Here is a 23,633-nt window from a genome sequence, read left to right as displayed (position 1 = left end):
GAATTATGCTATAATAACTACCACATATGAGTGAAAAGGGGAAAAAGAATGGCTGAAAAGCCTTATAAAACATCAAATGAACTTTTGCGAGGTGCGCTGATCCTGAGCGCAGCAGCGATTATCGTAAAAGTTTTGAGCGCGGCCTATCGCATACCTTATCAGAACATTGCGGGTGACATCGGGTTTTATATCTATCAGCAGGTATATCCCTTCTACGGTGTAGCCTTTACATTATCCACACTAGGCTTCCCGGTTGTCATATCCAAACTGATCGCAGAACGGGAGTCTTCTAAAAATAATTTTGAGGTCAAGGACATTTTAGTGACATCATTCGTCGTCTTAAGTTCGATAGGAATCATTATGTTTGCAGCACTGTTCCTGGGCGCTGATTGGATTGCCGGATGGATGAAGGATCCGGATTTAGCCAGTCTGCTGAGAATCATTGCCTATTCCTACTTATTAATGCCGATTTCATCTGTTTTAAGAGGCTATTTTCAAGGAATAAATAACATGTTACCCACGGCAAGTTCGCAGGTCGCTGAACAATGCATCCGTGTATTGACGATACTGGTGCTTTCAACGATATTCGTGAATCTAGGCTACTCTCCTTATATGGTCGGTAAGGGCGCCGTCTTCGGTTCGATTACCGGCGGCATAACCGGCCTTGTCCTTCTTATTGCTTTCGTTATTTTAAGAGCAGAATGGAAGCTTTTTTCACAAGTGAAAATCAAACCGGTAAATTTCATCAAAATTTCAAAAGTCCTGGTTTTCCAAGGATTGGCGTTTTGCATAACTGGCTTGATCCTTATCTTGTTTCAGTTTGTCGACTCACTACATCTGTATTCTCTACTAAGGGAAACGGGCATGGGGGAAAGGGAAGCTAAAGAGTGGAAAGGGGTATATGACCGTGGACAGCCTTTGCTTCAGCTAGGGACAGTCGTGGCTAATTCTTTTGCTTTGGCGCTTGTACCTGTAATATCCGGATTCGTTCAGAAGAGGAGTGAACAAGAATTAGTCAATAAGATTAAATTGGCGCTGCGTGTAAGTACGACGATTGGAATCGCTGCTGCGATTGGGCTGATAGTGACGATGAAGCCGGTCAATCATATGCTGTTCACGAATTCCAAAGGGACAATTACTTTAGCGATTTTTTCCTTATCGATTTTATTCACATCCCTCATAATGGCAAAAGCGGCAGTGATTCAAAGTTTAGGCTATTCGTTTATACCGGTGATCATTACGATTGTGGGGGTGGGCAGCAAGTGGGCTTTGAACCTTGTTCTTGTTCCCCATTACAAAATTGCGGGAGCAGCCTCTGCAACAGTACTTGCATTTATGATCATGACTGTATTATTTTATACGGTTTTGAGAGTACATATCAAAAAGACATTAATTGAAAAGAAGTACCTGTTAATAATCTTGAAGAGTACGGTTTACATGGGTACGGTTGTCGTTTTATTCAATGCCATATTCCAATTGGTGTTTTCAGGTGATAGCCGGATGTTAGCTACGATCCAAGCGCTGATCGGTGTGGGGATCGGTGCAGCCGTTTTTGTGATGACCGCCATTCGTGCAGGCTTATTTGGTGAAGAAGAACTTTCACTTATCCCTGCAGGTTCAAAGCTTAAACGATTTATAATAACGAATAGGAGTATACGAAATCATGAATGAGATAACTATAATAGGCCTTGGTGCAGGGGATTTAGATCAGTTACCGCTAGGGATTTACAAAAAATTGACACAAACTGAACAATGCTTCGTCAGAACGATGGATCATCCGGTAATCGGTGACTTGAAAAAAGAAGGAGTCAATTTCACGGCTTTTGACGAGATATATGAAAAGCACGACCAATTTGAAGCGGTATATGAAGAAATAGCCGGAACATTATTACAAGAGGCTTTAAACCGCTCCGTTCTATACGCGGTTCCAGGGCATCCCATGGTTGCGGAAAAAACGGTTCAGCTTTTGCTCGAAAAGGGTCCGGCCCTTGGAATAGCCATTAAGCTGGAAGGCGGCCAAAGTTTCCTTGACCCCCTGTTTCAGGCTGTTAGAATCGATCCGATTGAAGGGTTCCAGTTGTTGGATGGTACAGATCTTTCACCCGATGATCTGCACATTACCCAGCATATGATAATCGGACAGGTTTATGACGCATTCAGCGCATCGAATGTGAAGTTGACTTTAATGGAAAAGCTTCCGGATGACTACGAGGTATATATCGTTACAGCGGCAGGCAGCAGTCAGGAAAAAGTGACAAAGTGCGCCCTGTTCGAACTCGACCGTCAGATGGAGTTAAGTAACTTGACGAGTGTTTATGTCCCGCCTGTTAGAGAAGAAGCGTTACAGTATCGGGAGTTTTCCAAGCTGCGGCAAATCATCGCAGAACTTAGAGGTCCAGAAGGATGTCCTTGGGATAAGAAACAAACTCATGAAAGCTTGAAGAAATATCTAATAGAAGAGGCATACGAGCTTATTGATTCCATCGATCAAGAGGACGATGAGGGCATGGTTGGTGAACTGGGGGATGTTCTGCTTCAGGTGATGCTTCATTCACAAATCGGTGAAGATGAGGGCATGTTCACGATAGATGATGTAATTGAAGGCATTACGGCAAAAATGGTTCGACGCCACCCTCATGTATTCGGAAATGTTGAAGTGAATGGCGAGGAAGATGTGTTGGTGAATTGGCAGAAAATCAAAGAAGAAGAAAAGGGGAGCGAACCAAAAGCTATGCATTCCATAATGGATGGTATTGAGAAATCGCTGCCAAACTTACTTCGGGCCGAGGAGTACCAAAAAAGGGCTGCGAAGGTTGGATTTGATTGGGATGAGGTTTCCGAAGCCTGGAAAAAGGTTTTGGAAGAGGTGAAGGAATTAGAAGAGGAAGTATTAACCCCAAACAGGGATGTCGAAAGAATCAAATCGGAACTGGGCGACCTCTTTTTTGCGCTTGTCAACATTTCACGTTATTATGACATACAAGCAGAAGAAGCCGTCTACAAAGCAAACCAGAAATTTCACCAGCGTTTTACATATATAGAAGAGTGCATTCAAATGGCAGACAAGAAGTTTGAGGACTATACATTGGAAGAGCTGGATTCATATTGGGATGAGGCAAAAGCTAAAGGACTTTAATTAAGGGAGAGATTTGAATGTCGATGAGATTAGATAAATTCCTAAAAGTTTCAAGATTGATCAAGCGCCGCACGCTTGCGAAAGAAGTCGCGGATAAAGGGAGAATCACGATTAACGGACAACAGGCAAAGGCAAGTTCGAATGTTAAAGATGGTGATGAGTTGACTGTCCGATTCGGTCAAAAGCTGGTTACGGTACGAGTCGATAAAATTCAAGAAACGACGAAAAAAGAAGCGGCTGCAGACATGTATACCATCGTAAAGGAAGAAAAGCTAGCGGAGGAGTAAAGACAGGCTTGGTTCTAATTCCATTCTTACGGACATACACTTGTACAAAATCAGTGGTACTGTGAGGGATGAAAAAATGAGCCAATATAATGATCCGAATGCTAGTTATACAAAGGGAACGATCCAAGAGCATGATGTAACGATGAAAGGCCGCCGTTTACTTGATATTACCGGTGTCAAACAAGTGGAAAGCTTTGATAATGAAGAGTTTCTGCTCGAAACGGTAATGGGGTTCTTATCCATCAGGGGTCAAAACTTGCAAATGAAGAATTTGGACGTTGATAAAGGCATTGTTTCCATTAAGGGAAAAATTTTCGACCTTGTTTATTTAGATGAGCAATCAGGGGAGAAAGCTAAAGGCTTCTTTGGCAAATTGTTCAAATGACCTTAACGATCCAATTTTATACGTTGCTTGCGATGATAGGCATGGGCAGTGGCTTTGGAGCTGCCCTAGATACGTATAGCCGGTTTCTGAAGCGTTCAGAAAGGAAAAGGTGGATTGTATTCATCCATGACTTCCTTTTCTGGATCATTCAGGGTCTCCTTATTTTTTATGTTTTGTTTTTAGTGAATGAGGGGGAGTTTCGCCTCTATTTATTTTTGGCCTTATTATGCGGTTTTTCAGCTTATCAAGCACTTTTCAAAGGTTTCTATCAACGGTTTTTGGAGTTTTTGATAATACTGGTGATAAAGTTGGCGAGATTTATAACGAATTCGGTTCACATGCTGATATTTCTTCCGATAAAATGGGTAATAGTATCTTTAATAGCCATCATCATCGGGATGGGAAAGTTCATTTTAGCATTATTAAAATGGGCGGGGAAAATACTTCTCTTTATATTAAATGTTTTCTGGAGGCCAGTAAAATGGATTCTGACCTATATATGGAATTTATTGCCGGTTTTTGTTACGAAAAACGTCGGGAAGTTTTATAATAAAGGAAAAGGGATTTTATTGAAAATAAAGAATTCTATAATTAGAATGCTAAAAAGATGGAGAACTAAAAAGAAATGAGGAGCGATAAAAAATGAGTAGCCTTCGTAAAAGGAAAGTGGCAAAAATAGAAAATCCCTACGTCGCTCAAGAAGAGAAAAAAGTGCAAACCGTAGAAAAAAAGAAGCGTGGTCTAATGCGTAGATTAACTCTATACTCAGTTTTCGCCGCTGTCTTTTTGATTTTGGCTGTTCCCACCATGATAACGCAAAATGTTGCACTGGATGGGAAAGTTCAACAGAAGGAAGAATTGAAGGGAAAGTTAGCTAAATTGGAAAAAGACGAGACCCTTCTTAAAGAAGAAATCGTGAAGCTAAATGACGACGACTATATAGCGAAAATAGCCAGACGTGATTATTTCTTATCTGAAAAAGGTGAAATCATTTTTACCCTTCCAAAAGGGAAGGAAGATAGTGACTAATATTGACACTGTTTTTTTACTTTCGTTATAATATAGTGTGAAAGAGATTTTTTAACATTTCTAAGGAGGAACATTTTTTTTATGTCAATCGAAGTAGGCAGCAAGTTACAAGGTAAAGTAACAGGCATAACTAATTTTGGTGCATTTGTTGAGCTCCCTCAAGGTTCAACCGGTCTTGTCCATATCAGTGAAGTGGCTGATAACTATGTAAAAGATATCAATGATCATTTAAAAGTGGGCGATACGGTTGAGGTGAAAGTCATCAATGTGAAAGATGGCAAGATTGGCTTGTCCATAAAAAAAGCGATAGACCGACCTGAAAGTGAGCAAAAACCTGCATACACACCACGTCCGCGCCAAGGAAGAGGGAATGACAGCCGTTCCAAAGACTTCCGCTCGAAAAGTAATGGTTTCCAACCCAAGGAAAACTTTGAGCAAAAAATGGCTAAATTCTTAAAAGATAGCGAAGACCGCTTAACGACCCTTAAACGTAGCACCGAAACGAAACGGGGAGGTCGAGGAGGAAGACGCGGATAAAACTGCTGCTGAAAAATAATAGTTTAGCAACTTTTCCTGTGAAATTATTCATAGTGTAGATAAAGGCAAGCTTGCCGGCTTGTCTTCTTTTAATTTTATAAGGTTTTACTCATCGAATTGAATTCAACGGCAATAAATAGAAAAAGCGCCTCTGTACACTTACTCGGATAAGTGTGCAGAGGCGCTTTTGGTATTTGATGACCCGTACGGGATTCGAACCCGTGTTACCGCCGTGAAAGGGCGGTGTCTTAACCGCTTGACCAACGGGCCATAATTTTAATAATAAAGGATAGCGGCAGAGGGGATCGAACCCCCGACCTCACGGGTATGAACCGTACGCTCTAGCCAGCTGAGCTACGCCGCCAAAATGGTATGTGCTACTGAAGCACAAGTTATATCTTACATTCGTGAAGAAAAAATGTCAACAAAAAAAATAAAATTTGTCGGTTTCCATTTCCTGATTATTTATTCATGTTATTTTCCGCAAAAATAACCTAAAAACTTTGCTTTTCTTCAAAAATAAAAGAACACCTGTTTCTGTATTGGAAAAAAAGGCACAAAAACCTGTATACAAATGATTGTTCAAGAAGAATTTCGTCGAACGTTTTTCTTATCAGCTTATAAAATTCTGACAAAAAAATAAACAAGCCCTCTATATAATAAAAATCACTAATACGAATGGGGTGTTGAAATGGAAAAAGTAGAAAGACCCATGATGGAACCACTTGGAGATGTTCAGTTAAAAGAAGCGAAGGCAGGAGCCATCAATTGGATCCAACAACTGCAAATGAAGTCGGAAGACATATTCATAAAGAAAGGTATCTCTTTAGCCATTATCGGTTTTTTATTAGGACGGGCATTAATACTTTCGCAGCTGGCACCATTTGGACTTCCGTTTTTCGCAGCCGTTTTTCTCATGAGGCGTGACAGGGCTCCACTTGCATTATTCGGATTGATTGCAGGTGGGCTGACCGTTCACTATTCCAATAGTTTAGTCATCTTTGCATCGGCGTTCCTGCTTCTGTTATTTCATAAGATCAAGAGGCCCGCCGTAGAAGGACAATTCAAGACGATGTCGATGTACGTCTTTGCTTCACTATTCCTGGTCAACCTGGCCGAGCAATATCTGGTATTTCGAACGATTCAGCTGTACGACCTGATGATGATAGGAGTAGAGGCGGGACTCGCCATGATCTTAACCTTAATCTTCATACAGTCCATCCCGCTGCTAACCGTACGGACAAAAACCCAATCATTAAAGACGGAGGAAATCGTCAGTATCATCATCTTGCTGGCTTCGGTGATGACCGGAACCATAGGCTGGATGATATACGATTTATCACTCGACCATATATTCTCACGATACTTGGTCCTCCTCTTCGGGCTGGCGGGAGGGGCCGCCATAGGCTCCACTGTAGGTGTAGTTACTGGATTGATATTCAGCTTGGCAAGTATCGCAAGTCTTTATCAAATGAGCCTTCTCGCTTTTTCCGGGCTTTTGGGCGGGTTGTTGAAGGAGGGAAGGAAGATAGGGGTCGCAGCAGGCCTCTTAATCGCTACGACACTGATAGGTTTATATGGTGAGGGCACCAATAATATTATGGTGACCCTTTATGAATCACTTGTAGCGGTGGCTTTATTTATATTAACCCCGACATCCATAATCAACAAAATAGCGAAACATATACCGGGAACCGTCGAGAATTCCGATGAACAGCAGCAGTATGCCCGGAAAGTGAGGGATGTTACCGCTCAAAGGGTGGAGCAATTCTCACATGTATTCGAGGCGCTCTCAAATAGCTTTTCCCAAGTGGATGAAAGGGGGAGATTGGAGGAAGATGAGAAAGAATTCGACTACTTCTTAAGTAATGTAACGGAAAAGACGTGCCAGCTCTGTTTTAAAAAGGAACAATGCTGGTCCAAGAACTTTAATACAACTTATGAGGGTATGCAGGAAATTATGCTTCAGTTAAGTGAAAATGATGGGCAACTACCCCAAAAGACTTCGAAAGAATGGGGGAAATATTGTAGTCGCGGACCTCAGGTCATTGGGGCGATATCACAGGAGCTTACTTATTTTGAAGCAAACCAAAAGTTAAAAAGGCAGGTGAAAGAAAGCCGGAAACTGGTTGCGGATCAGCTGCGGGGCGTTTCTGCAGTAATGGATGATTTTGCAAAAGAAATTCAAAGGGAAAGGAAGAATCATCATATACATGAAGAATCAATTATGGAGGCCATCCAGGATTTTGGCCTGCATATAGGCTATGTTGAAATATACAGTCTAGAACAAGGGAATGTTGATATAGAGATGAGTGTCCCATACTGCCAGGGCAGAGGGGAATGTGAAAAGTTGATAGCACCAATGCTTTCGGACATTTTAGGGGAAACGATAGTCGTTCATTCAGAAGAGTGTGCAACGTATCCAAACGGGCAATGTGAGGTGATATTTAGGTCAGCAAAAAAATTCACGGTCGAAACGGGTGTGGCTCATGCTGCCAAGGGGGGAGGGCTTGTTTCAGGAGATAGTTATACGACCATGGAAATTGGTTGCGGAAAATTCGCAATAGCCATTAGTGATGGCATGGGAAATGGGGAAAGGGCCCATTTTGAGAGTACAGAGACATTGAAGCTGCTTCAAAAATTTTTACAATCGGGAATAGAAGAAAAAATAGCCATTAAATCCGTAAACTCCGTATTATCTCTACGCACTACCGATGAAATTTTTTCAACTCTTGATTTGGCAATGATTGATCTTCAGGACGCAAGGGCTAAGTTTTTAAAAATCTGTTCGATACCGAGTTTCATTAAAAGGGGGGATAGGATAATAAAAATTGAATCGAGTAACCTCCCTATGGGAATCATCCAGGATTTCGATGTTGATGTTGTATCAGAAGAGCTGAAGGCAGGGGATATATTAATCATGATGAGCGATGGAGTATTCGATGGTCCCTCCCATGTCGAAAATATTGAGTTCTGGCTTAAACGAAAAATAAAAGAAATGGAGACAGACGATCCGCAGGAAATTTCTGATTTAATATTGGAGGAGGTCATCCGAACAAAAGGGATCATAGATGATGATATGACAGTGGTAACATCCAAAATTAAACATAATACACCGAAATGGGCATCGATTCCCGTTTCTCCAAAACGCAAAAAGGCCCAGTAGGGGGCCGTTTATATATATCAAATAAATAAAACGATAAATGAGGTGATTTATTGGAAGACGGATAAAAGGTAAAAAGATAAACACAAGGCCATGAATGTGACTTGATTGCGTATGTTTTTGGCGTATAAATTCCCCCTTTTTAGTCAATTATGGTAACAGATTGAAAGGAAGGGAGAGCAAAACATGAAAGCAGGAACATTAAGGCAGATTTTGCTTATAACCGACGGATGTTCAAATCATGGTGAGGAGCCTTCTGCCATGGCCGAGTTAGCAAGGAAGGAAGGCATAACCATCAATGTCATAGGTGTTATGGAAAATGATGTGATAGATGAAAAGGGACTTAAGGAAATCGAGAAGATTGCTGGTTCAGGAGGTGGCGTAAGTCAAATAGTCTATGCCCAGCAGTTGTCCCAAACCGTCCAAATGGTGACCCAAAAGGCAATGACTCAAACTATACAGGGAGTTATCAATCGTGAACTTCAACAAATACTTGGAGATTCAAGAACGATGGAAGATCTTCCGCCGGAAAAACGAGGGGAAGTGATGGAGGTGGTTGATGAGCTTGGGGAAACAAGCAAGCTCGAAGTACTGATTCTTGTCGATACCAGTGCAAGCATGAAACATAAACTTCCTACCGTAAAAGATTCTTTATTGGATCTTTCCCTGAGTATGAATGCAAGAATGGGTGACAGCCGTTTTTCCGTATTCGTATTTCCTGGGAAAAGAAATGATGTGGAAAAGTTGCTGGATTGGACCCCGAACCTTGAAGCCTTGACGGCAACTTTTCCTAAGCTTAGTACTGGGGGACTCACTCCGACAGGTCCGGCCATTCGTGAAGCTTTAACATATTTCAATAAAAAACGTTCATTGAGGGGATTGTTATCACATGATGATGAACAATACTTTGAGGAATCAATGTAAACTCCTGCCTGACAGTTTGGTCACTGGAAAATGGAATAAGAACCAGTATAAAATAATTAAGGAATTGGGGTGTGGAGCGAACGGGATCGTCTATTTGGTTGAAAGAGAAAATCGTCATTATGCTTTAAAGCTCAGTGATAATGGGACGTCCATTATTTCGGAGATGAATATCCTAAAATCCTTTTCAAAGGTCCAGGGGTCTACCCTTGGACCTTCCTTTTTGGAAGCGGATGATTTCATGAAAACAGGAAAGCAGCTCCCTTTTTATGTCATGGAATATATCCATGGACACGATTTTTTGCGTTTCATCGATAAGAAAGGGTCATCGTGGATTGGGGTCTTGATGCTTCAGCTTTTAACCAGTTTGTCTGCCTTGCATACTAACGGCTGGGTGTTCGGGGATTTAAAACCTGAGAATTTGATAGTGACTTCACCAGCCTATAAAGTCCGGTGCGTGGATGTAGGAGGAACCACCTTGATTGGGCGATCTGTTAAAGAATTCACCGAGTTCTTTGATAGAGGGTACTGGGGACTTGGATCAAGAAAGGCTGATCCGCAATATGACTTGTTCGCTGTGGCGATGATTATAATCAATTCTGCCTATCCTGGACGTTTCCATAAGAAAGGGGAGGGGTATAGACAGCTTAACGACTTGATTAAGCAGAAAAAGGAATTGCACCCATATAGAAAGATGTTGGATAAAGCACTCCACGGGCAGTATGATTCAGCCCTCCAAATGCGGGAGGATTTGATAACTGTGATAAGTAAGCAAAATAACTTGAAGAATAAGGGCCAGAGTCAGGCAGCGACAGGTCAGCCATCAACAATCCAACCCTCAACGAGGCAAGCTAGAAGGTCCCAAAACTACTCCAATAAGAAAAGGGGAGGTTTTTTTGAAACTTTTTTGCTGGTTGCCATAATATCGATGCTCTATGTTCTTTACATATATGAACAGTTGTTATGATATAGTTAATTGATGAATGCGTGGAATAGTTGAAACCATTTCATGTTTGAATCGTATAAACTAATGCCTGTCATAAAGAAGGAAGATTGTATGTTAAAGGAAAAAGTTCTGAATACCATTTATAGAAACGAATTGATTCAGGAAAACTCGAAGTTGCTCATAGGCGTTTCCGGGGGGCCGGACTCGTTGGTGCTTCTCCATATCCTTAAGGAAATTCAATCTATTTTTCATTACAAGATGATTGTTGCAAGTGTTGACCATATGTTCCGTGGTGAAGAATCATATGAGGATTATAAATATGTAGAGCAAATATGTATACGGTGGGGCATCGCATTTGAAGGAAAAAGGATCGATGTTCCTGCCAGGATGGAACAGACGGGGGAAAGTTCCCAAATAACGTCAAGAAAGTTACGTTTTGCTTTCTATGAAGAAATGATGGATAAGCATCAAGCCTCCACCCTTGTCCTGGGACATCATGGAGATGATCAAATTGAAACGATGCTCATGCGTTTAACAAGAGGGGCGACAGGTAAGGCAAGAGCAGGTATTCCTATAAAGAGACGTTTTCATTCCGGTCACCTGATCAGGCCTTTTCTTGAAATCACGAAAAGCCAAATTATCGAATATGCGGGTCTTCATAATATTGAACCAAGGTTTGATCCGAGTAACGAAAAAGATGTCTATGTAAGAAATCGTTTTAGACATGAAGTCCTTCCATTTTTAAAGAAAGAAAATAGAAGGGTTCATGAGCATTTTCAAAGATTCAGTGAAGAGCTTTATGAAGATGAAGAGTTTTTTCAGAACCTGGTTTCAAGCAAAATGTCCGAGGTTTGGATACAACAGGATAAAGATCAAGCGGTTATTCAGATTGATAAGGTTCTCGCGATGCCTAAACCTTTACAAAGAAGGGCGATTCAACTAATATTAAACTATCTTTATTTGGAGAGACCTTCATCGCTTTCGGCATTACATATTGACCAACTTTTAGTTTTGTTTTTAAATCCTCAACCATCTGCTGAATTGCATCTTCCGGAGGGCCTTATTGCTGAAAAATCATATCAAACTTGCACGTTTAGATTTTTCCGGCAAAAAAGCCATAAATATTCCCTTAAATTACAAATTCCCGGTGAGACTATTCTTCCGAATGGATATAAGATTAAAGCGCACTATATAAAAGAAGAAATTCCGGCTCTTAGAGGAAACAATTCTTTTATACTTCCCGAATCTGCAGTTCAGTTCCCGCTTACAGTCCGAACCAGGAATGAAGGCGAACGGATGGCAGTCAAGGGATTGGGTGGAACTAAAAAGTTGAAGGAGATTTTTATTAATGAAAAGATCCCGATGCTAGAAAGAAATGTGTGGCCGGTCATCATCGATCAAGCTGGAACGGCCATTTGGCTTCCTGGTTTAAAGAAATCGAATGTTGAACCGGATATAATTTCTGATGAAAAATCTTTAATCTACTTAGAATATAAAAAAGCTTAATTCTTCATGGGGGGCAATTAATTACATGACCATGCAAAACGACATTGAAAAAGTTTTAATAACTGAGGAAGAACTTCAAAAAAAAATCAGGGAACTGGGTGCGCAGCTTGAAGCTGATTACCAAGGAAAGTTCCCGTTGGCCATCGGAGTGCTGAAAGGCGCTATGCCATTTATGTCAGATTTACTGAAACGAGTGGATACACATCTTGAAATGGACTTTATGGATGTTTCAAGCTATGGTAACTCCACTGTATCTTCCGGTGAAGTGAAAATCATCAAAGATCTTGATACATCTGTAGAAGGCCGGGATATTTTAATCATCGAAGATATTATCGACAGCGGTTTAACCCTTAGCTATCTTGCGGAACTTTTCCGTTATCGAAAAGCAAAATCAATTAAAATCGTTACCTTATTGGATAAACCAACAGGCAGGAAAGCGGATATCACTCCGGACTATGCTGGGTTTATCGTTCCGGATGCATTTGTTGTCGGATATGGTCTTGATTTTGCAGAAAAGTATCGTAATCTCCCGTATATTGGCATATTGAAGCCTGAAATTTACTCGAATTAATCGTACCTGTTTGAAAGAGAAGACCAGATAAAAACAGCGGTGTTAAATTATTGTAATTCATTAATTTTGTATGATAGTATTTACTATAGTTTGTTTACCCGTGGGAGGAGGTAAGGGATGAATCGGATCTTCCGTAATACCATATTTTATTTACTGATCTTTTTGGTCATCATTGGGATTGTAAGCATCTTTAATAATAACAATGAACCAACAGAGAAAATGACCCAAGATGAATTCTATAAGCATTTGGAGAGTGGGGACGTCACAGCACTAACGATGCAGCCCGAAAGCAGTGTTTTTGAAATCACAGGGAAGCTCAAAGGTTATGAGGAAAATAAATTCTTTGTGACTTACGTGCCTTTCAGTGAATATTCGCAGAGTCGAATTAATGATGCCGTTACCAAGTTGGATAAAGACATCATCACTGTTGAACCTCCAGAAAAGACAAGTGGTTGGGTGACATTTTTCACTTCCATCATTCCATTTGTAATCATTTTTATCCTCTTCTTCTTTTTACTTAACCAAGCTCAGGGCGGCGGTGGTGGCCGTGTCATGAACTTCGGGAAAAGTAAGGCGAAATTGTATAATGATGATAAGAAAAAAGTACGCTTCAATGATGTTGCCGGAGCGGACGAAGAAAAGCAGGAACTTGTCGAGGTCGTTGAATTCTTAAAAGATCCTCGCAAATATGCCGAGCTCGGAGCCCGTATTCCTAAAGGGGTACTTTTAGTTGGGCCTCCTGGTACAGGTAAAACTTTACTTGCACGGGCAGTAGCTGGTGAAGCCGGTACTCCTTTCTTCTCAATCAGTGGTTCTGATTTTGTTGAAATGTTTGTGGGTGTCGGTGCATCCCGTGTTCGTGATTTGTTTGAAAATGCTAAGAAGAATGCACCATGTATCATCTTTATCGATGAAATTGATGCAGTAGGACGTCAACGTGGCGCAGGTCTTGGTGGCGGTCATGATGAACGTGAACAAACACTGAACCAACTACTGGTAGAAATGGATGGTTTCGGTGGGAATGAAGGAATCATTATCATTGCTGCAACTAACCGTGCTGATGTATTGGATCCGGCATTATTGCGTCCAGGACGTTTTGACCGTCAAATAACGGTAGGCCGCCCTGATGTTAAGGGCCGTGAAGAAGTCCTGAAAGTGCATGCACGTAATAAACCTTTAGCAGAAACAGTCGATTTGAAAGCAATCGCTCAGCGTACACCAGGGTTTTCTGGTGCAGATCTTGAAAACTTACTGAATGAAGCGGCGCTTGTAGCTGCCCGTCAAGATAAGAAGAAGATCGACATGTCCGATTTGGATGAAGCTTCGGATCGCGTTATCGCGGGGCCTGCCAAGAAAAATCGTGTCATTTCCAAAAAGGAACGGAATATTGTTGCATGGCATGAAGCGGGCCATACCATTATTGGATTGGTTCTGGATGATGCGGAAGTCGTTCATAAAGTTACGATTGTCCCTCGTGGTCAAGCTGGCGGTTATGCAGTTATGCTGCCGAAAGAAGATCGTTTCTTCATGACGGAACCTGAACTTAAAGATAAAATCGTAGGACTTTTGGGTGGCCGCGTATCCGAAGAAGTAACATTCGGAGAAGTGAGTACCGGTGCTCATAATGACTTCCAACGTGCAACGGGCATAGCTCGAAGCATGGTTATGGAATATGGTATGAGTAAGCTCGGACCTCTTCAATTCGGTAATTCTCAAGGTCAGGTCTTCCTAGGCCGTGATTTCAACAATGATCAAAATTATTCAGATGCAATCGCATATGAAATCGATCTTGAAATTCAACGTATCATCAGGGAAGCTTACGAAAGATGTAAGAAGATTCTTACTGAAAATCGTGAAAAACTTGATTTGGTTGCAAAAACCTTGCTTGAAGTGGAAACACTTGATGCTGAACAAATCAAAAGTTTATTCCATAACGGTAAATTGCCAGAACGGGATTATACCGCTCTAAATGGGAATTTAACCACTGATGAGAATGTTAAGGTGAACATTAATACGAAGAAGGAAGAAAAAGAGGCCCTATTAGATCCATTGGATAAGAGAGGACCTGAGGACCTTGAAATAACGGAGGAAGGATTGAATACTCCTCCAATCAAAGAAGGTACACCTCAAGATCAGCCGCTTTCCTTCCCGAACGAAGATGACAATAAAAAGTCTTAAATCGACTAAATTCAAAAGGGTATTTCCGCCTCGGAAATACCCTTTTCTTAACCCTTAAATGAATTTGGGATATAAGAAAGAGATGCTGGGGTACCATTCGAAAAGTGCGACTGATAGCGTGGGAAATAACAGTGTGGTATGATGTTGGAGAATAATTTACCGGAGTGATGAAACGATGATTTTTGTATTGGATGTTGGGAATACGAATACTGTATTAGGCGTATACGATGAAGATATTTTAAAATATCATTGGCGAATTGAGACTAGCCGTAACAAGACAGAAGATGAGTATGGAATGGTCATAAAGTCTTTGCTGCAACATGAAGGTCTTTCGTTTGATCAATTTGATGGAATCATCATTTCTTCGGTAGTTCCGCCTATTATGTTTGCACTTGAACGTATGTGCAAAAAATACTTTGGAGTTAAACCGCTTATAGTTGGACCTGGAATTAAAACTGGATTGAATATTAAATACGAAAATCCCCGTGAGGTGGGAGCTGACCGAATCGTTAATGCTGTTGCTGGCATTCAGGAATATGGAAGCCCTCTCATTATCGTGGATTTTGGAACGGCAACTACATATTGCTATATAAATGAGGATAAACAATACATGGGAGGAGCAATTGCTCCGGGTATAAACATTTCCACAGAAGCACTTTATTCAAAAGCAGCCAAACTTCCAAGGATAGAAATCAGCCGACCTGAAGGAATCATTGGGAAAAATACGGTATCTGCCATGCAGTCTGGTATTTTATATGGGTATGTTGGACAGGTTGAAGGAATCGTTAATCGAATTAAGGCGCAAAGTAATCTAGAACCAACGGTAATAGCGACAGGTGGACTGGCTACCCTAATTGCTAATGAGTCTACTGTCATTGACGTTGTTGAGCCATTTTTGACCCTAAAGGGGCTGCAGCTGATTTATAAACGAAATCGTGAGCAAGTGAAGAAGTAATACACAGCATGGAAGGAGCAAAATAAATGAAGGATTATCTAATAAAGGCGTTAGGCTATGAAGGACAGGTTCGGGCATATGCTGTTTCAACAACTGATACTGTAGGAGAAGCTCAGCGACGCCATTATACATGGCCTACTGCTTCCGCTGCCCTTGGGCGTGCAATGACTGCAGGTGTAATGATGGGCGGAATGTTAAAAGGTGAAGAAAAGCTGACGATTAAAATCGAGGGTGGTGGCCCGATTGGATCCATCCTGGTCGACAGCAATGCCAAAGGAGAAGTCCGCGGATATGTCACTCACCCGCAAACCCATTTTGATTTGAATGAACAAGGGAAGCTTGATGTCAGGAAAGCGGTTGGAACTGATGGATTGTTGACTGTTGTGAAAGATATTGGTCTGCGTGATCACTTTTCAGGGCAAGTACCGCTTGTATCGGGAGAGTTAGGTGAAGACTTCACTTATTACTTTGTTACTTCCGAGCAGGTGCCTTCTTCTGTGGGTGTTGGGGTTCTGGTGAATCCGGATAATTCGATCCTTGCTGCAGGTGGATTTATCATTCAATTGATGCCAGGTACATCCGATGAAACGATATCCAAAATCGAGAGTAGACTAAGCACGATAACTCCTGTCTCTAAGATGATTCAAAATGGCCTGACTCCTGAAGAAATCCTAACCGAGATTTTAGGTGAGGGCAATGTGAATATTTTAGAAAAAATGGATGTCGAGTTCTCCTGTCAATGTTCAAGGGAAAGAATTGCCAATGCATTGATTAGCCTTGGACAAGAAGAGATTCGGGATATCATTGAGACAGAGGGACAGGCGGAGGCGCAATGTCATTTTTGTAATGAGACCTACCAATTCTCGAAGGAAGACCTCGAGGAACTAGAAGCAGAAACCAAAAAATAATTGACGGGGGATAAGGGTTTTGCCTAAACAAAAGCTTCGGGCGATTATTGCCGGCCTTGCCTTGTTGAACCTATTGACAATCATTATCTTTTTCATAAAACCATTAATCATTTCAAAATCCGTCATTGGGGAAGAAACGGCCGCAAAGGTTGGCTCCAAGGATATTTCCCGGGAAGCGTGGATTAATGAGCTTGAAAAAAGATATGGGGAAGATGTACTTGAGGAAATGGTCGATAAAGAGGTAGTCAAACAGGCAGCAGAAAAATATAAAGTGAAAATTACAGATGAAGAGCTCGATCGGGAACTTAAAATGATGAAAACGATGTATGGGACTGCAGGTCAGACTCTTAATAAAAGTAGCGATCAATTGAGGCAGGAGATTCAATCGAGTCTCCTCCTTGAGAAGCTCCTCACCAAGGACGTTTCGGTTTCCGAAACAGCAATGCGGAATTATTATGATAATAATAAGGATATCTACCGGATCCCTACTACTTTTCATATTTCCCATATTACCTCGTCTACAAAAAAGCAATCAGACCGAATCATACGTGAACTGGAGAAAGGCGTCTCTTTTGATGTCTTAGCGATGGAAAAGTCCCTTGATGAATTCACTGCCAATCAAGGGGGCGACATGGGTTACATATCACAGGATAACGAGCAAGTCTCCAAGGAATACATTAGTGCTGCCGAAAGATTGAAGGTAAAAAAGTGGAGTGATGCAATACAAACGGAAGATGGCTGGGCCGTTCTCTATCTGCATGAAAGAATAGAGGGCAAGCAGTATGAATATGCTGAAGTCAAAGACAAGATTCGCCGCCAAATAGCTCTTGAACAGATTCAGGCACCGGTCTCAGGAAAAATTTTCTGGGACGAATTTGATGTAGAATGGTTTTATGGATTGAAAGAACAAAAGTAGGTCAATGGTTGTGTGAGAAAATTTAGAATATAGTATATAATCATTGACAATGAACTATTAAAACTGGTAACTTTAATTTAATAAAACCAATAAACATACTCGGTATTGAAATGATAAGGAGTGGAGAAAATGGCACGTATAGCTAATTCTGTAATCGATTTAATTGGGCAGACACCTATTGTTAAGTTAAACAAGCTTCAAAATGAAAACAGTGCAGATATTTATTTGAAACTTGAGTATTTTAACCCAGGCAGTAGTGTTAAAGACCGCATCGCCCTTGCGATGATCGAAGCAGCAGAAAAAAACGGTAACCTTAAGCCAGGTGATACGATCATTGAACCAACAAGCGGAAATACTGGAATAGGACTAGCGATGGTAGCTGCAGCAAAGGGCTATAAATCCATTCTGGTAATGCCGGAGACGATGAGCTTGGAACGCCGTAACTTGCTTCGCGCTTATGGGGCTGAGTTAGTTCTTACACCTGGACCAGAAGGAATGAAGGGTGCGATCGCTAGGGCAACTGAGCTGTCTAAAGAAAAAGGTTACTTCATTCCACAGCAATTCGAGAATGAAGCCAACCCTGAAGTTCATCGTAACACTACTGGCCCTGAAATCGTGGAAGCCTTTGGTGATGAAGGCCTGGATGCATTCGTTGCCGGAATCGGTACTGGCGGAACCATAACAGGAGCTGGTGAAGTCCTGCGTGAAAAATACCCTGACATTAAAATTTACGCTGTTGAGCCTGCAGACTCTCCAGTATTATCTGGGGGTACTCCAGGACCTCATAAAATCCAAGGAATCGGTGCAGGCTTCGTTCCAAGTATTTTGAATACAGATCTCTATGACGAAATCATTCAAGTCAATACAGAGGAATCGTTTGATTATGCCCGCCGCGCAGCAAAAGAGGAAGGAATCCTTGGTGGAATCTCTTCTGGAGGCGCAATTGCAGCTGCCATTAAAGTGGCTGACAAACTGGGAAAAGGCAAAAAGGTACTTGCTATCATACCAAGTAACGGTGAACGCTATTTAAGTACACCATTATATAACTTTGAGTAAAACCAGACACTAAAAATGAGAAGCGAAGTTCCTTAGGGGCTTTGCTTTTCTTTTTGTAGTAAAGTAGCTGAAGTGTTCCAAATCTTCATGGAGCTTGCACTATGCCTATGTAAATGGGTAAACTCGTATATATAGATTTCTTTAGGCGAAGGAGAACGTTGGATGTCATTAGCTGGAGCGTCAAAAATAAAATGCGGTTCATTTGATTTGGATTACAGCAATAAAACCTTAATCATGGGGATTTTGAATGTTACACCGGACTCCTTTTCGGATGGCGGGAAATATAATCGGATAGATGCTGCTTTGAAGCATGCCGAACGGATGGTCAACGACGGAGCGGATATATTGGATGTAGGCGGAGAGTCCACCCGTCCTAACTATGAGAGGATATCGGATGAAGAGGAAATAGAGAGAGTCGCCCCAATTATTGAAGCCATATCCCATAATATTGAGGTTCCAATATCGGTCGATACGTATAAATCAAGAGTAGCGGAAGCGGCGGTAAAAGCAGGAGCCCATATATTAAATGACATTTGGGGAGGTAAAGCCGATTCATTGATGCCAAAGGTTGCTGCGGAATATAAGGTGCCGATCATCTTGATGCATAACCGGGATAATATGGGTTATGGACATTTTGTCCGGGATGTACTTCAAGATTTATTCGAAAGCATCATGTTGGTAAAAGATGCGGGAGTCAAGGATGAAAACATCATTCTCGATCCAGGTATTGGTTTTGCGAAAGATTTAAAGTTAAATTTGGAAATGATGAGGAATCTTGGTAAGCTGGTATCATTAGGTTATCCCGTGCTGCTAGCCACATCAAGAAAGTCCATGATTGGACATGTTCTGGACCTGCCGCCTAGTGAGCGGATGGAAGGAACAGCGGCTACAATTTGCCATGGAATTCAACAAGGCTGTCAAATGGTTCGTGTGCATGATGTGAAGGAAATGGCACGGACTGCAAAGATGATGGATGCTCTATTAGGAAAAGGTGAATGAAATGGATAAGATATATGTGAATAAAATGGAGTTTTACGGTTATCATGGAGTATTTCCAGAAGAAACGAAGCTTGGTCAGCGGTTTAAAGTGGATTTAATAGTCCAGACCGATTTAGCCAAGGCAGGAAAGAGTGACAACCTTGAAGACTCAATCAACTATGGCGAGTTATATGAAGTGTGTAAAAGTATTGTGGAGGGAGAACCTTTTAAGTTAGTGGAAGCTGTCGCTGAAAAAATTGCCTCTGAACTACTTAATAAATATTCTTCCATCGAGACATGCACAGTGAAGGTTTATAAACCAGATCCCCCGATAGCGGGTCACTATGATTCAGTTGCCATAGAGATTGTAAGGGGACGCTGACTGTGGTAAATATTGCTTACCTTTCAATAGGGTCGAACTTAGGGGATCGCCTTGAAACATTCCGAAGGGCTTTCCAATTATTATCTAAAAATCCACATATCAAGTTGGTGGCCTGCTCTTCTTTATATGAAACGGACCCGATAGGATATGCCGATCAGGACTGTTTTTTAAATGCTGTCCTTAAAGTGATAACCGATTTAGAACCCGAGGAATTACTTCATGCTTGTATGAAAATTGAACAAGATTTAGGGAGAAAAAGGGAAATCAGATGGGGTCCCCGTACTTTAGACCTTGACATTTTGTTATATAATCATGAAAATATTGAGACAGAGATTCTTTCAGTCCCGCACCCTCGTATGCACGAGAGGGCTTTTGTTATCGTGCCCTTAATGGAAGTGGACCCTGATATCTCACTTCCGCAAATGCATGTACCTTTGAGCGACCTGCTTGAACAGATTTCGGATAAAGAAGGAGTTCGATTATGGAAGGTGAAAAATGGGGAAGGCGTATTCGCGCTTTTCGAAAGTTAAAGGGTTATACCCAGGAAGGGTTTGCGAAAGAAATAGGTGTTTCCGTTTCCTTGCTGGGAGAAGTCGAACGAGGGAACCGCAACCCTTCTGAGGCATTTTTACTGGAAGTGGCGGAAATTCTTCATGTTTCCATTGAGGAGCTTCAGCCACCTGAGGATAGATGAAAGAATGCTATAGGAGGTGACAACGTGTTAAAAATAGGCGATATAGAAATGAAGAATCCGGTAGTGCTAGCACCGATGGCGGGAGTCTGTAACTCAGCATTCCGCTTGACCGTCAAGGAATTTGGTGCTGGTTTAGTTTGTGCGGAGATGGTTAGTGACAAGGGAATCGTACTTCAAAATGCTAAAACGATGAATATGCTTTATATAGATGAAAGAGAGAAGCCATTGAGTTTGCAAATCTTTGGCGGAGAAAAGAAATCTTTGGTCGAAGCTGCACAGTTTGTAGATAAAAATACAAATGCTGACATCATTGATATCAACATGGGTTGCCCAGTCCCTAAGATCACTAAATGTGATGCGGGTGCGAAGTGGCTTCTCGATCCAAACAAAATTTATGAGATGGTTTCGGCAGTGGTAGATGCAGTTGAAAAGCCGGTAACGGTGAAAATGCGCATAGGCTGGGATGAGGAGCATGTTTTTGCCATTCAAAATGCTCAGGCTGTGGAGCGTGCAGGTGGTAAAGCTGTTTCCATGCATGGTAGAACTCGGGTTCAAATGTATGAAGGAAAAGCTAACTGGGACATCATCCGTGAAGTGAAGAAATCGATTAATATTCCACTTATCGGGAACGGTGATGTGGAAACTCCGCAGGATGCGGAAAGAATGCTGAAGGAAACTGGTGTTGACGGAGTCATGATTGGCCGTGCAGCTCTAGGTAACCCGTGGATGATTTACCGGACTGTAAAATATTTAGAAACTGGTCAACTGATGGATGAACCATCAGTTCGTGAAAAGATGGATGTTTGCGTACTTCATATGGATCGTCTAATAGCATTGAAAAATGAAAATGTTGCCGTTCGTGAAATGCGTAAGCATGCATCTTGGTATTTAAAAGGTGTTAAAGGGAATGCTATGGCTCGTAAAGGGATTAATGATTGTGAAACAAGGGAAGATGTTGTAAGTCTTCTTTATGGACTTGTTGATGATATTGAAGCGAAGCAACAGAATATCCAAATGGTCTGATGTTTGACATTACCTTCCTGTTTTCCTATAATACGCTTATCTTGAACTGCCAGTAATCCTGGCAGTTTTTATATGTACATATACAACTTTTTAAGATAAAAAGCTGTTGAATTCCTTTACTTTATGTAAGAATAAATACGTATGCAAAAGAATTTTTGATTAATTATATAAAGCGTTTATTAATAAAGATGGAGATGATTTTCGTGAGTCATGAAGAATTGAATGACCAACTGCAGGTAAGACGCGATAAAATGCAGGCCATGATTGATAATGGACAAGACCCTTTCGGGAGCAGATTCGAGCGCACGCATAACACTCAGGAGATAGTTAGTGCTTATGGGGAATTAGAAAAAGAAGATCTTGAAGAAAAAGAAATCGAAGTTACGATCGCTGGCCGTGTCATGACTAAGCGTGGAAAAGGGAAAGCGGGATTTGCCCATATCCAGGATATTAGTGGTCAAATCCAAATCTACGTCCGTTTAGATAAAATAGGTGAAGATTCTTACCAAATTTTCAACCAAACAGATCTTGGCGATATCGTAGGGGTCACTGGCGTTATTTTCAAAACAAAAGTCGGGGAACTTTCCATTAAAGCTAAAGAATATGTGTTCCTTGCAAAGGCGCTTCGCCCTTTGCCTGATAAATTTCATGGCCTGAAGGATGTTGAAGAGCGTTATCGGAAACGTTATGTTGATTTAATTACAAATGAGGAAAGTAAAAATACGTTGATCATGCGCAGTCGTATTGTACAAGCCATGAGACGATATTTGGACGATCATGGATACCTTGAAGTGGAGACGCCTCTGTTGCACTCTGTTGCCGGTGGAGCTGCTGCACGCCCTTTCCTTACTCACCATAATGCTTTGGATATGCCTTTGAATTTAAGGATTGCCATCGAGCTTCATCTGAAACGCTTAATCGTTGGCGGTTTAGAGAAAGTTTATGAAATTGGCCGGGTTTTCAGGAATGAAGGAGTATCTACAAGACACAATCCTGAATTCACATTGATTGAATTATACGAGGCATATGCGGATTACCAAGATATCATGAGCTTAACGGAAAACCTGATTGCCCATATAGCCCAAGAAGTTCTAGGGACGACTTCCATCCAGTATGGGGAGTATGAGATAGAGTTAAAACCGGAATGGAAACGACTTCACATGGTTGACGCTGTAAAAGAATATACAGGTGTGGACTTCTGGACTCAAATGAGCAAAGAAGAAGCCCAACAGCTCGCTAAAGAAAATGGGATTGAAGTTAAGGAATCCATGGAGTTTGGTCATATTGTAAATGAATTCTTTGAACAGAAGGTAGAAGATAAGTTAATTCAACCTACATTCATTTATGGACATCCAGTGGAAATCTCTCCGTTGGCAAAGAAAAATCCGGAAGATTCCCGTTTCACAGATCGTTTTGAGTTATTCATTGTAGGTAGGGAGCATGCAAATGCCTTCACGGAACTAAATGACCCTATTGATCAACGTCAGCGTTTTGAAGCTCAATTGAAAGAGCGAGAGCAAGGTAATGATGAGGCACATGAAATGGATGAAGATTTCTTGGAGGCGTTAGAATACGGAATGCCGCCAACTGGCGGATTGGGAATTGGTGTTGACCGTTTGGTTATGCTATTGACCAATTCTCCTTCTATACGTGACGTCCTGTTATTCCCGCTAATGAGACATCGCTAATAATGCAAGATGAGTAATGATTGCAGGGCCGAATTCGAATGGCTGGGTTCATGGGGTTTAACTCATGAACCTGGTATGTCCGATTCGGTTTTTGTTTTTTAATTATAATTTCATGTCTTTTAAGTGATTGGATTCTAGGGTTTGAAAGAAAAACAACATTATCTCAAAAAACTTTATAAAAGGTATTGCGCAGTTAACGTAATGGTGTTATATTTATATCTGTCGTTACGAACGAGTTGCAAACGGATTACAAACTTTAAAAAAGTTTTAAAAAAGTTGTTGACTTAAAGTAATGAAAAATGTTATTATAAATAAGCTGTTTCGAAAGACATTGCTCTTTGAAAACTGAACAAAACAAAGCGCCAACGTTAAAT

The 23,633-nt window shown here is 41.3% G+C and carries 23 protein-coding genes and 2 tRNA genes; 23 read left to right on the top strand and 2 right to left on the bottom strand.

All coding sequences use genetic code 11. The features are described from left to right. Positions 1-48 precede the first annotated feature (48 nt). From QUF94_RS00125 to QUF94_RS00095, 7 genes are all read left to right on the top strand, one after another. Positions 49-1,671: a putative polysaccharide biosynthesis protein gene (locus QUF94_RS00125; RefSeq protein WP_289314084.1), complete on the top strand. Its 1,623-nt coding sequence runs from the start codon at positions 49-51 to the stop codon at positions 1,669-1,671. Continuing rightward, positions 1,664-3,136 (top strand): bifunctional methyltransferase/pyrophosphohydrolase YabN, encoded by a 1,473-nt coding sequence (gene yabN, locus QUF94_RS00120; protein ID WP_289314083.1) that lies wholly within the window; start codon positions 1,664-1,666, stop codon positions 3,134-3,136. The genes QUF94_RS00125 and yabN overlap by 8 nt, the downstream gene beginning before the upstream one ends. Before the next feature lie 23 nt (positions 3,137-3,159). Continuing rightward, positions 3,160-3,423 carry an RNA-binding S4 domain-containing protein gene (locus tag QUF94_RS00115; protein ID WP_034316386.1) on the top strand — a complete coding sequence of 88 codons (264 nt, stop codon included), beginning with the start codon at positions 3,160-3,162 and terminating at the stop codon, positions 3,421-3,423. A 76-nt stretch (positions 3,424-3,499) separates the two neighbouring features. Beyond that, on the top strand, positions 3,500-3,808 hold the full coding sequence (gene yabP, locus QUF94_RS00110) for a sporulation protein YabP (protein ID WP_289314082.1): 309 nt from the start codon (positions 3,500-3,502) through the stop codon (positions 3,806-3,808). Then, positions 3,805-4,437, top strand: coding sequence for a spore cortex biosynthesis protein YabQ (gene yabQ, locus QUF94_RS00105; protein ID WP_289314081.1), 633 nt, complete (start codon positions 3,805-3,807; stop codon positions 4,435-4,437). Before yabP ends, yabQ begins: the two co-directional genes overlap by 4 nt. A 13-nt stretch (positions 4,438-4,450) precedes the next feature. Continuing rightward, positions 4,451-4,837, top strand: a complete 387-nt coding sequence (locus QUF94_RS00100; protein WP_289314080.1) for an FtsB family cell division protein — start codon at positions 4,451-4,453, stop codon at positions 4,835-4,837. 81 nt (positions 4,838-4,918) lie between these two features. After that, positions 4,919-5,374 (top strand): S1 domain-containing RNA-binding protein, encoded by a 456-nt coding sequence (locus tag QUF94_RS00095; protein WP_289314079.1) that lies wholly within the window; start codon positions 4,919-4,921, stop codon positions 5,372-5,374. A 198-nt stretch (positions 5,375-5,572) separates the two neighbouring features. Here QUF94_RS00095 and QUF94_RS00090 read toward each other — a convergent pair. Further along, positions 5,573-5,644, bottom strand: a tRNA-Glu gene (locus QUF94_RS00090). Between the two features lie 20 nt (positions 5,645-5,664). Beyond that, positions 5,665-5,738, bottom strand: a tRNA-Met gene (locus QUF94_RS00085). Between the two features lie 327 nt (positions 5,739-6,065). Between QUF94_RS00085 and spoIIE the strand changes: the two genes are divergently transcribed. From spoIIE to lysS, 16 genes are all read left to right on the top strand, one after another. After that, positions 6,066-8,540: a stage II sporulation protein E gene (gene spoIIE, locus QUF94_RS00080; protein ID WP_289314078.1), complete on the top strand. Its 2,475-nt coding sequence runs from the start codon at positions 6,066-6,068 to the stop codon at positions 8,538-8,540. A gap of 183 nt (positions 8,541-8,723) precedes the next feature. Continuing rightward, on the top strand, positions 8,724-9,461 hold the full coding sequence (locus QUF94_RS00075; RefSeq protein ID WP_353957646.1) for a VWA domain-containing protein: 738 nt from the start codon (positions 8,724-8,726) through the stop codon (positions 9,459-9,461). After that, positions 9,427-10,425: a protein kinase domain-containing protein gene (locus QUF94_RS00070; protein ID WP_353957645.1), complete on the top strand. Its 999-nt coding sequence runs from the start codon at positions 9,427-9,429 to the stop codon at positions 10,423-10,425. The genes QUF94_RS00075 and QUF94_RS00070 overlap by 35 nt, the downstream gene beginning before the upstream one ends. Positions 10,426-10,515: 90 nt before the next feature. Then, positions 10,516-11,910: a tRNA lysidine(34) synthetase TilS gene (gene tilS / locus QUF94_RS00065; RefSeq protein WP_289314077.1), complete on the top strand. Its 1,395-nt coding sequence runs from the start codon at positions 10,516-10,518 to the stop codon at positions 11,908-11,910. A 31-nt stretch (positions 11,911-11,941) separates the two neighbouring features. Next, complete coding sequence (hpt, locus tag QUF94_RS00060) at positions 11,942-12,481, top strand: hypoxanthine phosphoribosyltransferase (RefSeq protein ID WP_137018539.1); 540 nt, start codon at positions 11,942-11,944, stop codon at positions 12,479-12,481. A gap of 117 nt (positions 12,482-12,598) precedes the next feature. Further along, positions 12,599-14,659, top strand: a complete 2,061-nt coding sequence (gene ftsH, locus QUF94_RS00055; RefSeq protein WP_289314076.1) for an ATP-dependent zinc metalloprotease FtsH — start codon at positions 12,599-12,601, stop codon at positions 14,657-14,659. Positions 14,660-14,834: 175 nt separating this feature from the next. Continuing rightward, on the top strand, positions 14,835-15,614 hold the full coding sequence (locus QUF94_RS00050; protein WP_289314075.1) for a type III pantothenate kinase: 780 nt from the start codon (positions 14,835-14,837) through the stop codon (positions 15,612-15,614). 26 nt (positions 15,615-15,640) lie between these two features. Further along, positions 15,641-16,522: an Hsp33 family molecular chaperone HslO gene (hslO, locus tag QUF94_RS00045; RefSeq protein WP_289314074.1), complete on the top strand. Its 882-nt coding sequence runs from the start codon at positions 15,641-15,643 to the stop codon at positions 16,520-16,522. A gap of 19 nt (positions 16,523-16,541) precedes the next feature. Next, entirely contained in the window at positions 16,542-17,438 is an 897-nt protein-coding gene (locus QUF94_RS00040) for a peptidyl-prolyl cis-trans isomerase (RefSeq protein WP_289314073.1), read from the top strand. A 129-nt stretch (positions 17,439-17,567) separates the two neighbouring features. Next, on the top strand, positions 17,568-18,494 hold the full coding sequence (cysK, locus tag QUF94_RS00035; RefSeq protein WP_289314072.1) for a cysteine synthase A: 927 nt from the start codon (positions 17,568-17,570) through the stop codon (positions 18,492-18,494). 162 nt (positions 18,495-18,656) lie between these two features. Further along, positions 18,657-19,493, top strand: a complete 837-nt coding sequence (folP, locus tag QUF94_RS00030) for a dihydropteroate synthase (protein ID WP_289314071.1) — start codon at positions 18,657-18,659, stop codon at positions 19,491-19,493. Between the two features lies 1 nt (position 19,494). Next, positions 19,495-19,854 carry a dihydroneopterin aldolase gene (gene folB / locus QUF94_RS00025; protein WP_289314070.1) on the top strand — a complete coding sequence of 120 codons (360 nt, stop codon included), beginning with the start codon at positions 19,495-19,497 and terminating at the stop codon, positions 19,852-19,854. A gap of 2 nt (positions 19,855-19,856) precedes the next feature. Next, on the top strand, positions 19,857-20,384 hold the full coding sequence (gene folK, locus QUF94_RS00020) for a 2-amino-4-hydroxy-6-hydroxymethyldihydropteridine diphosphokinase (protein WP_289314069.1): 528 nt from the start codon (positions 19,857-19,859) through the stop codon (positions 20,382-20,384). Further along, positions 20,336-20,548: a helix-turn-helix domain-containing protein gene (locus QUF94_RS00015; RefSeq protein ID WP_289314068.1), complete on the top strand. Its 213-nt coding sequence runs from the start codon at positions 20,336-20,338 to the stop codon at positions 20,546-20,548. The genes folK and QUF94_RS00015 overlap by 49 nt, the downstream gene beginning before the upstream one ends. Positions 20,549-20,572: 24 nt before the next feature. Continuing rightward, complete coding sequence (dusB, locus tag QUF94_RS00010) at positions 20,573-21,571, top strand: tRNA dihydrouridine synthase DusB (protein WP_289314067.1); 999 nt, start codon at positions 20,573-20,575, stop codon at positions 21,569-21,571. 188 nt (positions 21,572-21,759) lie between these two features. Continuing rightward, positions 21,760-23,259, top strand: coding sequence for a lysine--tRNA ligase (lysS, locus tag QUF94_RS00005; protein WP_289314066.1), 1,500 nt, complete (start codon positions 21,760-21,762; stop codon positions 23,257-23,259). Positions 23,260-23,633: the final 374 nt, after the last annotated feature.

The organism is Peribacillus sp. NJ4 (genome assembly GCF_030348345.1).
Lineage (GTDB): Bacteria > Bacillota > Bacilli > Bacillales > DSM-1321 > Peribacillus.
The sequence above is the reverse complement of the archived record's forward strand: the minus strand, read 5'-3'. Positions and strand labels throughout refer to the sequence as shown.

Coding starts and splice junctions, on each gene's coding strand:
- QUF94_RS00125 (WP_289314084.1), top strand. CDS start 49: ATGGCTGAAAAGCCTTATAAAACATCAAATGAACTTTTGCGAGGTGCG.
- yabP (WP_289314082.1), top strand. CDS start 3,500: ATGAGCCAATATAATGATCCGAATGCTAGTTATACAAAGGGAACGATC.
- lysS (WP_289314066.1), top strand. CDS start 21,760: ATGGAGATGATTTTCGTGAGTCATGAAGAATTGAATGACCAACTGCAG.
- folB (WP_289314070.1), top strand. CDS start 19,495: ATGGATAAGATATATGTGAATAAAATGGAGTTTTACGGTTATCATGGA.
- tilS (WP_289314077.1), top strand. CDS start 10,516: ATGTTAAAGGAAAAAGTTCTGAATACCATTTATAGAAACGAATTGATT.
- yabQ (WP_289314081.1), top strand. CDS start 3,805: ATGACCTTAACGATCCAATTTTATACGTTGCTTGCGATGATAGGCATG.
- QUF94_RS00070 (WP_353957645.1), top strand. CDS start 9,427: ATGATGATGAACAATACTTTGAGGAATCAATGTAAACTCCTGCCTGAC.
- folP (WP_289314071.1), top strand. CDS start 18,657: ATGTCATTAGCTGGAGCGTCAAAAATAAAATGCGGTTCATTTGATTTG.
- QUF94_RS00015 (WP_289314068.1), top strand. CDS start 20,336: ATGGAAGGTGAAAAATGGGGAAGGCGTATTCGCGCTTTTCGAAAGTTA.
- QUF94_RS00050 (WP_289314075.1), top strand. CDS start 14,835: ATGATTTTTGTATTGGATGTTGGGAATACGAATACTGTATTAGGCGTA.
- spoIIE (WP_289314078.1), top strand. CDS start 6,066: ATGGAAAAAGTAGAAAGACCCATGATGGAACCACTTGGAGATGTTCAG.
- QUF94_RS00075 (WP_353957646.1), top strand. CDS start 8,724: ATGAAAGCAGGAACATTAAGGCAGATTTTGCTTATAACCGACGGATGT.
- cysK (WP_289314072.1), top strand. CDS start 17,568: ATGGCACGTATAGCTAATTCTGTAATCGATTTAATTGGGCAGACACCT.
- yabN (WP_289314083.1), top strand. CDS start 1,664: ATGAATGAGATAACTATAATAGGCCTTGGTGCAGGGGATTTAGATCAG.
- QUF94_RS00095 (WP_289314079.1), top strand. CDS start 4,919: ATGTCAATCGAAGTAGGCAGCAAGTTACAAGGTAAAGTAACAGGCATA.
- QUF94_RS00100 (WP_289314080.1), top strand. CDS start 4,451: ATGAGTAGCCTTCGTAAAAGGAAAGTGGCAAAAATAGAAAATCCCTAC.
- QUF94_RS00115 (WP_034316386.1), top strand. CDS start 3,160: ATGAGATTAGATAAATTCCTAAAAGTTTCAAGATTGATCAAGCGCCGC.
- hslO (WP_289314074.1), top strand. CDS start 15,641: ATGAAGGATTATCTAATAAAGGCGTTAGGCTATGAAGGACAGGTTCGG.
- hpt (WP_137018539.1), top strand. CDS start 11,942: ATGCAAAACGACATTGAAAAAGTTTTAATAACTGAGGAAGAACTTCAA.
- ftsH (WP_289314076.1), top strand. CDS start 12,599: ATGAATCGGATCTTCCGTAATACCATATTTTATTTACTGATCTTTTTG.